The organism is Lachnoclostridium sp. An118 (assembly GCF_002160985.1).
Lineage (GTDB): Bacteria > Bacillota > Clostridia > Lachnospirales > Lachnospiraceae > Claveliimonas > Claveliimonas stercoravium.
Map to the genome: position 1 here is coordinate 1 of NZ_NFLQ01000036.1, position 12,938 is coordinate 12,938.

Annotated in this window: 8 protein-coding genes and 1 riboswitch; of the genes, 4 read left to right on the forward strand and 4 right to left on the reverse strand. The window is 50.5% G+C overall.

The window, feature by feature from the left end:
• The first annotated feature begins 311 nt into the window (after window positions 1–311).
• Window positions 312–2,351 (forward strand): LTA synthase family protein, encoded by a 2,040-nt coding sequence (locus tag B5E62_RS16390; RefSeq protein WP_087175580.1) that lies wholly within the window; start codon window positions 312–314, stop codon window positions 2,349–2,351.
• Window positions 2,352–2,523: 172 nt separating this feature from the next.
• The gene (locus tag B5E62_RS16395; protein ID WP_087175581.1) at window positions 2,524–3,324 is read left to right on the forward strand and encodes a NifB/NifX family molybdenum-iron cluster-binding protein; all 801 of its coding nucleotides are present in this window, start codon (window positions 2,524–2,526) and stop codon (window positions 3,322–3,324) included.
• 86 nt (window positions 3,325–3,410) lie between these two features.
• On the opposite strand, the gene pflA is transcribed toward B5E62_RS16395, so the two are convergent.
• From pflA to B5E62_RS16410, 3 genes are all read right to left on the reverse strand, one after another.
• Window positions 3,411–4,208 carry a pyruvate formate-lyase-activating protein gene (gene pflA, locus B5E62_RS16400; RefSeq protein WP_087175582.1) on the reverse strand — a complete coding sequence of 266 codons (798 nt, stop codon included), beginning with the start codon at window positions 4,206–4,208 and terminating at the stop codon, window positions 3,411–3,413.
• A 32-nt stretch (window positions 4,209–4,240) separates the two neighbouring features.
• A complete protein-coding gene (pflB, locus tag B5E62_RS16405) occupies window positions 4,241–6,493 on the reverse strand; it encodes a formate C-acetyltransferase (RefSeq protein WP_087175586.1) in 2,253 nt (750 codons plus the stop codon).
• A gap of 85 nt (window positions 6,494–6,578) precedes the next feature.
• Window positions 6,579–6,660: riboswitch (ZMP/ZTP riboswitch) on the reverse strand.
• Between the two features lie 45 nt (window positions 6,661–6,705).
• Entirely contained in the window at window positions 6,706–7,035 is a 330-nt protein-coding gene (locus B5E62_RS16410; RefSeq protein ID WP_242943681.1) for a hypothetical protein, read from the reverse strand.
• Window positions 7,036–7,246: 211 nt separating this feature from the next.
• Between B5E62_RS16410 and B5E62_RS16415 the strand changes: the two genes are divergently transcribed.
• Together B5E62_RS16415 and B5E62_RS16420 are read left to right on the forward strand one after the other, a co-directional pair.
• A complete protein-coding gene (locus B5E62_RS16415) occupies window positions 7,247–9,910 on the forward strand; it encodes a dockerin type I repeat-containing protein (RefSeq protein ID WP_087175583.1) in 2,664 nt (887 codons plus the stop codon).
• Between the two features lie 20 nt (window positions 9,911–9,930).
• Window positions 9,931–12,195, forward strand: coding sequence for a dockerin type I repeat-containing protein (locus B5E62_RS16420; protein ID WP_087175584.1), 2,265 nt, complete (start codon window positions 9,931–9,933; stop codon window positions 12,193–12,195).
• Between the two features lie 51 nt (window positions 12,196–12,246).
• Here the strand turns inward: B5E62_RS16420 and B5E62_RS16425 are convergent, their stop codons facing one another.
• Complete coding sequence (locus B5E62_RS16425) at window positions 12,247–12,582, reverse strand: helix-turn-helix domain-containing protein (protein WP_087175585.1); 336 nt, start codon at window positions 12,580–12,582, stop codon at window positions 12,247–12,249.
• Window positions 12,583–12,938 lie beyond the last annotated feature (356 nt).

Here is a 12,938-nt window from a genome sequence, read left to right on the forward strand (position 1 = left end):
AGATGAGATATCCCTACGAAAGTAGTAAGACCCCTTGAAGACGACGAGGTAGATAGGGCAGAGGTGGAAGCATGGTAACATGTGGAGCTGACTGTTACTAATCGGTCGAGGGCATAACCATAAAGGTTCGGGAGAAGAGATGGAAGATAGAAAAGATTTCTTGTATGTGGTTTTGAGGGTACATAATAGATGAACCAGAATGAGTCGTAAGAGATGCGTTCTGGTTTTTTATTGTGTTGCTTTTTGTTGGCCAGACAGGTGCGCCAGGGTGTATAATATTCTCAAATACAAAAGATACGGATGATGAGGGAATGAGAAAGAGAATATTTGTACTGGCAGCGCTGGCTGTTTATCTGGAACTTGTGTTCCATCTGTATATGGGGCTGGATATGCGGTATGCCCCTGTATTTTTGTGCGCTGCGGCGGCCTGGGGGCTTCTCGCCACAGCTGTGGCCTCACTTTTGCCTAAGAAGGCCCGGCGGGTTGTGGGAGCCGTCATCACGCTTCTGATGACAGTGGTCTATATGGCGGAGTGCATCTGTAAAGTGATCCTCCAGCAGTATTATCAGATCATAGGAGGGCTGGAGACCGCCGCCGGCAATCACCTGGGAGACTACAGCGCGGCTGTGTGGACAGCCCTGGCGGAGAATATCCCGGGTATCCTTCTTATGGTGGTGCTGCCTCTGGGCGTCTATTTCCTGTCGACAAGGGAGACGATAAAAGAGACCGAAGAGGAGGGAAGCAGCGAGGGGAAAAAAGAGAGACGGACAGAATGGAAACAGGCGGTCCTGGCATTTGGGGTATCCTGTGTTTTTGGTGCTGCCTGTCTGGCGGCGGTCTTTCTTCTGCCCTGGAAGGGGGATATCAACCCTGCCTATCTGGCTCGGACAGACCTTTACACAGACGACCAGGTGGAGCAGCTTGGACTTGGGACCATGCTGCTGCAGGATGTCCGACACAGTATATTCGGAACTCCAGGGGAGACGATGCCCCAGGTGGAGGAGGCGGCGGAAGGGCAGCAGGAACCGGAGGAGCCGGTGTATGATCACAATCAGATGCATATTGATTTTGAAGGGCTGGCAGCGGCGGCGTCCAGCGAGGAAGAGAGATGGCTCAGTGAATATTTCGGAAGTGTGCAGCCGGCACAGCAGAACGAGTATACGGGGATGTTTGAGGGGTACAATGTGATCTTTATCACAGCGGAGGGCTTCAGCGGCTATATGATCGACCCGGAGCTTACGCCCACCCTCTACAAAATGTCCACAGAAGGATTTGTGTTTAAAAACTTCTATTCGCCGCTTCATTTTACAAGCACGTCGGGCGGGGAATTTCAGAATCTGACAGGACTTTACCCGAGGGCAGGATTTCCGGTCAGCCTGACAGAGAGCGGAAAGCAGTCCACATACCTGCCTTTTACACTGGCAAATGCATTGAACGGGGAGGGCTATACTTCCAGCGGATATCATTTTAACCAGAATATGTACGGGCGGGAATTGTCCCACCCCAATCTTGGATATGAATGGCGGCAGGCAGATGCGTGTGAGCGACCGGTGACAAAGGAGACCGACGAGGGCGGCCGCGAGTACTGGCCCCAGTCGGACGACTACATGGTACAGCAGACGTTTGAGGACTATGTGGATAAAGAACCATTTAACATCTACTATCTGACCATCAGCATGCATCTTCCCTACGGGTATGACAGCAATGAGATGTCCAGGCGAAACTGGGACCAGGTGGCCTCTCTCCCTTATTCGGACAAAACAAAGGCCTACCTTGCGGCAGGACTGGAGCTGGAGAAAGGACTGACCCATCTGCAGGCGGACCTGGAGGAGGCGGGTATTGCGGACCACACACTGATCGCCATGGCACCGGATCACGTGCCCTACTCGGATCTGGATATTCTGGAAGAACTGGCAGGGCAGGATTTCGGTTCTGACTCGGTGGAGACGCTGGACGAGGAAAATGTGAGCCTGGATGTGTACAAGAATACCTGGATCCTATGGTCAGCCGGCATGGAGGAACCTGTGGAGGTGGAGAAAGTCTGCTCCCAGGTGGATATACTCCCCACCCTTCTCAATCTTCTGGGCGCAGAATATGACTCCCGGATGCTGGCGGGCATTGATGTGCTGTCTGACCAGGAAGGGATGGCGGTCTTTTTCTCCAGATCCTGGATCACGGACCAGGGGACTTACAGCAGATATACAGAGGAGTTTCAGCCTGCACCGGATGTGGAGATGACAGAGGAAGAAAAGAATGTGTATGTGGAAAATAAAAAGTACCTGGCGGACTGCCGTCTGCGGCTGGGAGAACTGATCATAGAGACGGATTACTACCGGAAGGCGCTGCCGTAGCCTTCCGATTTTTCTGGTATTAATAGGGCCATGCAATAGTCGCATGCCTCTATTTCGGGCATATGACAGAAAAAGTTATTGACATATACCCGAAATAAAACTATACTTTACAGAAGAGAAGGCGACAGTCACCAGAAAAGGGAGAGAGAAATGCGACAGGAGGAGATGAAAAATGCCAAGACCCAGAAAATGCAGACGGGTGTGTGAGTATCCCCGGACTCTTGTATTTGCTCCGGCAGGGGGCAGGAAGAAAGAGACCGTGAACATGACCGTGGACGAGTACGAGACGATCCGTCTCATCGACGGCGAGGGATATTCCCAGGAGCAGTGCGGAAAACAGATGGAGATTTCCCGCACCGCGGTCCAGCTTGTCTACGCCTCCGCCAGAAAAAAGCTGGCGAGGGCACTGGTGGAGGGGCTGACTCTCTCCATCGGCGGAGGGGATTACCAGCTCTGCCGGGGAGACGGGGACTGCGGGGCCTGCGGCGGATGCTACAAATACGCCATCAGCCGGAAATATGAAAAACCGAAGGGAGACAGGATCATGAGGATAGCAGTTACATATGAAAACGGACAGGTGTTCCAGCATTTCGGACACACGGAGCAGTTTAAGATTTACGATGTGGAGGAGGGGAAGGTCATCGCCTCGGAGGTGGCGGATACGGACGGACAGGGACACGGAGCCCTGGCAGGCGTGCTCTCTGCCCTGGGTGCGGACGCACTTATCTGCGGCGGCATCGGCGGAGGCGCCGTACAGGCGCTGACTGCCGCAGGCATACAGCTTTACGCCGGAGTGTCAGGGGATGCGGACCAGGCGGTGGAGGAGCTGCTGGCAGGAAAGCTCTCGCCTAACGCAGAGGCCAACTGCGACCACCACGGACACGGGGAAGGACACCATGACTGTAAAGGACATGGCGAGGGACATCACGGGTGCGGAGGACACGGAGAAGGGCACCACGGGTGTGGACACTAAGGAGAGTACGGAAAAAGCACAGGAAAGGCATGGGAAAAGTACGGAATTCAAATATAAGAAGATAAAAAGAGGCAGGGCGCCCTCTGCTAGCGATCAGCATGCAGAAGGCGTCCTGCCTTTTCCATTTCTTCAGCAGAAGGGGGAAGGACATCCTCCAGAGAGTAGGGGATGCCCAGTTCCTTCCACTTGTAGACTCCCAGCGTGTGGTAGGGAAGCACCTCCACCCGCTCCACATTGGCGAGGGAGCGGATAAAGGCATCCATTTCACGCAGGTCCGTCTCTTTATCTGTGAGGCCGGGGACAAGGACGTGGCGTATCCAGACCGGCACGCCCAGCTCATCAAGGAGGCGGGCCATGTCCAGGATGTTGTCATTTCCCCGGCCGGTCAGCCCAAGATGTCCCGCCGGGTCAATCATCTTCAGATCCAGGAGCACAAGGTCCACGTACTTCATCAGCTCCAGAAACCTGCTGTAAAAGGGCTCTTCCCGGGTAAAGGGGGCGCCGGAGGTGTCGAGGGCAGTGTGGACGCCGGCCTCCTTTGCCTTCCTGAAAAACTCCACCAGGAAATCTATCTGGAGCAGGGGCTCCCCGCCGCTGACCGTGATGCCGCCGCCTTTGCCCCAGTAGAGGCGGTAGCGGAGAGCCTGGGCGAGAAGCTGGTCAGCGCTCACCCTGAGAGCCTGGCCGGAGGTCAGCGCCCAGGTGTCCGGGTTGTGGCAGAAGCGGCACCGCAGGGGACAGCCCTGCAGGAAGATGAGAAACCGGATGCCCGGTCCGTCCACGGAGCCGAAGCTCTCCGTGGAGTGGACAAGGCCCGTGACATGGCCTTTGCTGCTGCCTGGCTGTGAGGCTGGCTGTGAGGGGTATTCTGGCAGGTGTTCCATCTTACAAGTTCCTCCTGTGTGCAATAGGTGTGTTACATGGTTTTGTGGCAGGTCCGGGCGATCACGTCCAGCTGCTGCTCTCTTGTCAGGCTGATGAATTTCACCGCGTAGCCGGACACACGGATGGTGAAGTTGGCGTACTCCTCCTTCTCGGGATGCTCCATGGCGTCAATGAGCTTCTCCACGCCGAATACATTGACGTTGAGATGGTGGGCGCCCTGGAAGAAATAGCCGTCCAGGATGGAGGTGAGATTGCGCACCCGCTCTTCCTGTGAGTGTCCCAGAGCGTCCGGGTGGATGGTCTGGGTGTTGGAGATGCCGTCCAGGGCCCACTCGTAGGGGAGCTTGGCCAGGGAGTTGAGGGAGGCCAGAAGCCCGCTCTTTTCGGCGCCATAGCTGGGATTGGCTCCGGGAGAGAGGGGTTCTCCTGCTTTGCGCCCGTCAGGCAGGGAGCCGGTGGCTTTGCCGTACACCACGTTGGAAGTGATGGTGAGGATGGAAGTAGTCGGCTCGGAATCCCGGTAGGTGTGGTGCTGGCGGATCTTCTGCATAAAGGTTTTTAAGAGCCAGACCGCAATGTCGTCCGCGCGGTCATCGTCATTTCCGTACCTGGGGAAATCCCCGATCGTCTCGTAGTCCGTCACGATGCCGTCCTCATCCCGGATGGTCCGGACTTTGGCGTATTTGATGGCGCTTAAGGAGTCCACCACATGGGAGAAGCCGGCGATGCCCGTGGCAAAGGTGCGGCGCACGTCGGTGTCGATGAGGGCCATGAGGGCGGACTCGTAGTAGTACTTGTCGTGCATGTACTGGATCAGATTCAGGGCATTTACGTAGAGCCCTGCCAGCCATCCCATCATGGAATCAAAGCGGTGCATCACCTCATCGTAGTTCAGATACTCGGATGTGATGGGCCTGTTTTCCGGTCCCACCTGCTCCTTGGTGCGCTCGTCCACACCGCCGTTGATGGCGTAGAGGAGACATTTTGCCAGATTGGCCCTGGCACCGAAGAACTGCATCTCCTTCCCGGTCTGGGTGGCAGACACGCAGCAGCAGATGGAGTAGTCGTCCCCCCAGATGGGCCGCATCACGTCGTCATTTTCATACTGGATAGAGCTGGTATCTATGGAAATGCGGGCAGCGTAGGCCTTGAAGTTCTCCGGAAGACGGGTGGAGTAGAGGACCGTCAGGTTAGGCTCGGGAGAGGGTCCCATATTTTCCAGTGTGTGGAGGAAGCGGTAGTCGGTCTTTGTCACCATGGAGCGGCCGTCCTGCCCCATGCCCGCCACCTCCAGGGTCGCCCATACGGGATCCCCGGAGAAGAGCTGGTTGTAAGAGGGGATGCGGGCGAATTTCACCATGCGCAGCTTCATGGCCAGGTGGTCGATGAGCTCCTGGGCCTCACGTTCTGTCAGTATGCCTGCGGCAAGATCCCTCTGGATGTAGATGTCCAGGAAGGTGGAGATGCGCCCCACGCTCATGGCAGCCCCGTTCTGGGTCTTGATGGCCGCCAGGTAGCCGAAGTAGAGCCACTGCACTGCCTCCCGGGCGTTTTCGGCGGGCCGGGAAATGTCAAAGCCGTAGGAGGCCGCCATCTCCTTCATCTGTCCCAGTGCCCGGATCTGTTTGGCCAATTCCTCCCTCTGGCGGATGATGTCATCTCGCATGGAGCCGTAGCCGCAGTGGTCGAAATCCTCCTTTTTGGCCTGGATCAGAAGGTCGATGCCGTAGAGGGCTACCCGGCGGTAGTCTCCCACAATGCGTCCCCTTCCATATGTGTCCGGCAGCCCGGTGATGATCTTGCTGTGCCGGGCCTTTTTGATCTCCGGCGTGTAGGTATCGAACACGCCCTGGTTGTGGGTCGTGTGGTACTCGCTGAAAAATTTGTGGAGTACAGGGTCAGGGGTGTAGCCGTAGGTGGTGCAGGCTTCCTCCGCCATGCGGATGCCGCCAAAGGGCATGAAGGCCCGCTTCAGGGGCTTGTCTGTCTGCAGTCCCACCACCTTTTCCTGGTCCTTCAGGGCCTGGCTTATATAGCCGGGCCCGTGGGAGGTGATGGTGGAGACGATATCGGTGTCCATGTCCAGGACGCCGCCTTTCGCCCGCTCCTCTTTCTGGAGCTTTTGCAGCTCGTTCCAGAGAAGGCGGGTGGAGTCAGCCGGGCCCTCCAGAAAAGAGGCGTCCCCCTCGTAGGGCGCGTAGTTGTGCTGGATGAAGTCCCGGACATTGATCTCTTCCCTCCAGAGCCTTCCCTCAAAACCATTCCACTGTGTTTTCTGCATCATATGGTCATCCTCCTTCATACACTGCCCGGGATCTGTCCTGCACCTGCCGGCCTGGAAGACACAAAAAAAGACCGTCCGGGCATACATTTTATGCCCAGACGGTCGGCTCTTATCATTCCCTATACTTCATGTGGTCCATTCCACTTCCGTCAGTCGTATAAGTACTTTCTAATATAGCATTTCCAAAATAAATGTCAAGTGAGAAATTTTGCTTACTGCATATCCTCCTGCACCTGCCGGATCTGTTTTTCCAGACTCGCAGCCGCCTCGGGAGAGAGGCTGTCAAGAAGAGACTGGATGCCCGTGCGGATCTTCTCCGGGTCATAGGGGATTTCCAGGGCAAAGTCGCTGTAGGCGCGGATCTTCTGGAAGTAGAGGGAGGCCTCCTTCTCTTCTTTTGCGTCCCGGCACATCTGGTACATGGCCACACAGTCTGTGGCGTCCACATCGGTGCATTCTTTGCAGATCCATTTTCCAAGAAAATAATATGTTCCGCCTGCCTGGTAGATAAATCCCGGTAGGCCAAGAAGTGTCTCGAGCATGATGATTGTTCCTCCTTTTTCTGAGAGTCCTGCGGCGCAGGACGGGCTGTATTTCTGTATTCAGTATAGCACAAAAATGGCAGAGAGTAAAAACGAGGTTGTCTTTTCAAACATTTTTACAAAAAAGAACTATTAAGGGATAAATATTGAACTATAATTCCCTATAAATTATAATAGAGGCATAAATTTTGTTTGAGGAGGGATAAAATGCATGGACAGGATAAAAAAAGGGATAGCAATTTTGCTGTTGGGTACTTTGCTTACGGATTTATCCGCTGCAGGCACAGGGATAAGCAGTGTTAAAGCAGAGGATCTGGTTGAAGAGAATGAGGGAAACGAAAAGGTGACCAGTGATCAGCAAAGCCTGACAGAAGATACAAGTGCCCCTAAGATTACAGGTGTTCGATTAGTACCGGAGGAAGCGATTTATTCCGGAACACAATTGATGCTTAAGGTGGATTACGAAGAAAACGGGAGTGGACTTGCTGGTATCACAGTTTCCTATAATCTGTCGGATCCTTCTATGAGTGTCACTGAATCATACTATGGATTGAAATATGCCGAAGACGGGTATATCGGTCAGGGAACTGCTTCCCTTACATCATCTCCGTCTTACCGTTTCCCGGGAAAATATATGATCAGTGAAGTGAGAGCAGAAGACAAAGCCGGAAATTCTACATCCTATTATATGGACACCGCATCTGGTGATTTGGTCAATATAAGCGATGAAACGGATAGATTCCTGCCGGAAACATCATCCTATGACGTGGTGCTGGCAGAAAGCGATGGCATCAAGATAAAGGACTTCCATACGGAAGGAAATGTGGATAAAGATAACGTAACAGCAGGGACCTCTTTCAGATTTGCGATAACTTTACAGAATGACACAGACACAAACATACCGATTGATCCTGCATTGTGCCATATTTCCTGGTTCAGTTCTGAGGCGGGATACAGTTACACCCATGTTACCGCACAGGGAGAGAAGTTTGAATTGGCGGCAGGAGATGAGAAAGACATATATTTTCCGATAGAGATAGGGGAATATGAAATGTCTGGAAAGAGATCTCTTGAACAGATATGGATCAACTGCTGGTCAGAGGGGGGAGACGGGATCAATCTGCCGGCGGTTACTTATTCAGAGTGGGGAGATGGCGTATCGACAGCGCTTGTGGGATGCAATATGGATAACAATGTGGTTGATGTCTGGCCGTATCAGGAAGAACTTTCTTATACGGTGACTGCTTCGGAAAGTCAAGATGTAACGGCGCCGATCATAACGAAGATTTCCGCGGAGCCGTGGAAAGTTACTGCCCCGGGACATGTGACTTTACAAGTATGGACGGAGGGAGAAGAGACAGAGATAGAGTATATCGGCGGCATGTTTAGAGACAAAGGCAGAGAGCAGGGCGGGCTGATGTTTGATGAAGATGATGTGACTTACTCTTCGGAAAGTCACTGCTATACGGTGGAAATCGAGATTGACAATACGATGCTTAGCGGGGTTTATGAATTGCAATATATAAATATCGCAGATGAAAACTGGAACCAAAGATCATACGTATTGAGAGATGGATATCTGGAGGAAGAATTTTCGGGAGCTGACGCCTGCCCAAAGGTTGAAACATGCAGTTTTGACATCACAGAGAGCTTAGCGGATGAAGATTTTACTCCGCCAGAGATTGTACAAATGGAATTAGAAAGGAACAAAATTAAAGCTGGAGATGATCTGCAGTGTAAATTGCAGATCAATGATACATCCGGACTGTCAAAGGTTTCTCTGATGTATTATGCGGATACAGATATGAATGGACTGTATGAATTTTTTAAACTGGATAGCGAAAATATTATTCTTGGGGAGTCCGGTTATATATGTACCTTTGAGCTGGACCCATACTGTGTGCCAGGGGGGTATGAACTCCAGAACATTAATCTGTATGATGGATCAGTCCGGGCCAACGGATCAGTGTATTCATATGACAGAGATCGGCACTGCTTCACTAGCGGCAGCGGAGAAGTCGCTATATCAGACGATATCTCGTATCATCTGTCAGTTACACAGGAGGAAAATACATCTATTGTAAATGTTCAGTTTGCGGATTTGGAGAGAGCTGTCACCAGCGCCCAAAATGGAGGAACAGTGGTCCTTACAGGAGCATATATAGGAGCGTCGACTGGAAATGCGATTACCCCTGACTTTTTGAAGACAGTAAAGGAAAAGGAGATAACGGTCATTATCCCGGACCAGGACAGAAACTCAGAGATAGTTATTGAAGGAGCAGGTCTGTCAGTGATATCGAAGGGAACTAAGCAGTTGAAAATTAATCGTGGGGATTTGACAGAAGAACCCGCGGGAGTCGGAGAGGATGATATTTATTATCCCGTTGAAGTATATACGACAGATACGACTGTTCCGCTTGTGATGAGGATTAAACTGGACAATGAGTTCCTGGAGCAGTGCAGTGACAATCCTATACGGATCTCAAAAGTAAATGCAGATGGAAACATATCAATCATACAAGATAATCTGACGGTAACAGAAGAAGGATATCTGGAGATTGGATTTCCCGATGGATTACAGGGAACAGGGGTTGCAACACAGGTACTGGACGCAGGACCTGCGGTACGCGGCATAGGGCAGGAATTTTCTTTTGTCGTGTCATCCAGCGCGGACAAAGTTACAAAGGGGGATATCAATGGAGACGGACAGGTTAACCTGGTGGATCTGATGCAGTGTCTAAATCACGTGGGGAGGAAAGCGGAACTGACAGGGGATGCTCTTCTGGCTGCTGATATTGATCAGAATGGCAGTGTTAATTTGGTAGATCTGATGAGACTTTTGAACTATGTGGGAAGAAAAAGCACAACTTTGTGATTGAGTTTGGAGGAAAGAATATGTACAGAAAATTAAAAAAGAGAATTTTGTGGTTAGTGGCTGCTGTCATGCTTGCCGGACTCTGCTTTCCTGGAATGGAAGTGATGAATGTAAGAGCGGAAGAAAGTAGCGACACCTCCCAGGACGAGTATGGAAAAGGGATAAAAATAAAAGATATGTGGCTGGAAGGAGATACGGAGCTATCTAATTTAAAAGCAGGAGATGCCTTTGAGATCACATTGCTTCTCTATAATGACTCGGATAAGGATGCGACTGTGCGGCCCAACTATTGCAGTCTTACATGGCGCAAGAAAGGGGAGTCAGCCAGCGATTCACCGAAGACCCTTTCGTGTGATGGGACATATGGTGCATACCTATTATCTCCGGGGGAAGAGAAAGAGTTGACACTGGAGATGCAGATTGGAAAGTACGAGTCAGTGGGCGGCGAATGGCAATTGCAATATATCAATCTAAATGATGCTAACGGGGCGTTAACGTCAACCGTGTATTTTTATGATCCCGATAGGGACAATACGAAAATGACCGGGAGATGCGGTGGTAATCGGATAGAGGATCTTCCCTATGCTGGAGAGATGGATTTTACAGTTGCCTCTTCTGAAACACTAGACACAGAGCCTCCGTTTTTAGGGAGTATTTCTGTTACACCTGCAGAGGTTAAAGCACCCGGGAATGTGCAGTTAAAATTTAAAACGCAGGGAGAAATCGCTCCTATAACAGATGTATCCGTTCGTTTTATGAGTGAAGACAATCTGAGCTATATGTTAGTTGCTGCTTACACGAGTGATGAAAAAGATGAATTTTATTACTCTGATGCGGAAGAATGTTATATTGTGGAATACACAGTGCCGGAGACAACCTTGGAGGGGACTTATACCTTGGATCATCTCTCTTTGCATGACGAGGCTGGCAACTATATTAATTATATGAATTCAGACGGAAAACTTGTCGACCAGAGTGGAGAATACACAGATATCCCCAAGGTAGACACTTGTAAATTTACAGTGACTGAAACAGAGATGACAGATCGGGACTTTACCGCTCCGCGGCTTGCCGGAATTGAAGTGCTCAATCCTGAGCTCTCTGCTTCGGATACATTGAAAGTCCGCATACAAGCTGAGGAGGAGACTGGTATTTCCAGTGTGACTATGACCTATGTCTGTGACAATAGTACGGAGGGGACCTATAACTCTTATCTTACAATCCACAGCAAGAGCATTGTGAAAGAAGAAACAGGTTATATATGCGAATTTGACATAGTGCCATACTGCGCTGGCGGTGTATACGATTTTGAGAGTATACTGTTGACAGATACATCACTAAATATGAATGGTTCGTGGTCCTACTATGACAAACGGAGCAATCTTGTCACAGGAGGCAACCAGGTTTCTTTTAGCCCGCAGACATCGCTGTCCCTGTCTGTCACCCAAGCGGAAGACATGCAGTTGTTGGATATTCGGACAGATAATATTGCTGAAAAAGTCAAGAATACAGAAGAGGGAACGACAGTGGTGGTACAGGGTTCCCTTATGGATGAACTGGAAATCCGGCTGTTTACCGCTGAATTTTGGAATGTTGTCAAGGAAAAAGACTTGACGGTGATCGTTCCAGATGAAAAGGCCAATGCCGAGATCGTAGTGAAGGGAGCGGATATAAAAAAGGCAGTTGACCTGGAACTCAAGGTCCAGCGGGAGGATAGGCACAGATGGTATGCAGGTACCCCGGAAAATGACATCTATTATCCGGTCCATGTGGCGACAACAGATGCCTCTTTCCCGATTACGGTCCGTATCCGCATAGAACAGGACTTTCTGCATCAGTGCGGGGAAAACCCGTTACGGATTTCGCGCGTTTACTGGGAAGGAGACAAAGTACCTATGCAGGACGATCTGGTACTTATTAAGGACAACCTGAAAGTTACAGATGACGGATACTTGGAAATCAATTTCCCCAATGGTCTGCAGGAGACTGGGATTGCGACAAAGACTTTAGATGAGGGGACAACTGGAAAGAGCCTTACCAGTCAAGTGTTTTCCTTTTTTGTGACACCTAGTACAAAAACGAGCAGTGTAACCAAAGGGGATATTAGTGGAGACGGTCAGATCAATCTGGTGGATCTGATGCAGTGCCTGAACCATGTGGGACGCAAGGAGATTTTGTCGGGAGAGGTGCTGCAGGCAGCCGATATAGATCAAAATGGCAATGTCAATCTGGTGGATCTGATGCGGCTGTTGAATTATGTGGGAAGGAAGGCGCCTTCTCTATAAAATATAATACAATGAAAAACAGGGCGAATTTGGAACAATTCGCCCTGAAGATTATGATTTATCCTGAACTGCCTGGATATAGTGGGAAATAATCTGTTCCAGATGCTCTTTTTTATCGGTGGGACAAAGCGAGATCATCCCTATAATGGAGTCATAATTATCGGAAGATTCGGTGGAGCCATACAAAATATAATCAACGGAAACATGAAGAGCGTCTGAAAGATTGCATAGAGTTCGTACAGACATGTTTTTGAGGCCCAATTCGATGTCATAACAAAATCTGGGCGTGATCTCAGCCATCTCTGCAAGAGTTTCCCTTGAATATCCGTTTAAAAGTCGTTGTTTTTTAATGCGTTCACCCATAATTACGGGATCGAAAGAAGCCATGCATTCATCTCCAATCAAATGTTTTAGATTTTATCTTAAAAGATAATTTAGCAGTTGATAGTGAAATAGATATGAACCAATAAGGGATAAACTTGAGTTTCCGCAAACTGCATTGAAAAGATAGATATGTCTTCTCCAAGTACCAATCTGCCGCTTTTTGAAAAATTCAGAATGGCAGTACCGAGAATAGAGGCACTTTTATAAGCCCCGCCGGAACCGGGCTTGGGGAGGCATATTCTTTTATCTATTCAGGCGGTCAGCTTAAGGCAGAGTTGACGGTATGTCGGACGCTTTGTCCTGTACCAGAGCCGGATGCCCTCTTTGGCATGTGACAGTATGCCGGAGATGCCTTTTGC

Excerpts from the sequence above, each read along its gene's own strand:
- B5E62_RS16390 (WP_087175580.1), top strand. The coding sequence starts at position 312 with ATGAGAAAGAGAATATTTGTACTGGCAGCGCTGGCTGTTTATCTGGAA.
- B5E62_RS16395 (WP_087175581.1), top strand. The coding sequence starts at position 2,524 with ATGCCAAGACCCAGAAAATGCAGACGGGTGTGTGAGTATCCCCGGACT.
- pflA (WP_087175582.1), bottom strand. The coding sequence starts at position 4,208 with ATGGAACACCTGCCAGAATACCCCTCACAGCCAGCCTCACAGCCAGGC.
- pflB (WP_087175586.1), bottom strand. The coding sequence starts at position 6,493 with ATGATGCAGAAAACACAGTGGAATGGTTTTGAGGGAAGGCTCTGGAGG.
- B5E62_RS16410 (WP_242943681.1), bottom strand. The coding sequence starts at position 7,035 with ATGCTCGAGACACTTCTTGGCCTACCGGGATTTATCTACCAGGCAGGC.
- B5E62_RS16415 (WP_087175583.1), top strand. The coding sequence starts at position 7,247 with ATGGACAGGATAAAAAAAGGGATAGCAATTTTGCTGTTGGGTACTTTG.
- B5E62_RS16420 (WP_087175584.1), top strand. The coding sequence starts at position 9,931 with ATGTACAGAAAATTAAAAAAGAGAATTTTGTGGTTAGTGGCTGCTGTC.
- B5E62_RS16425 (WP_087175585.1), bottom strand. The coding sequence starts at position 12,582 with ATGGCTTCTTTCGATCCCGTAATTATGGGTGAACGCATTAAAAAACAA.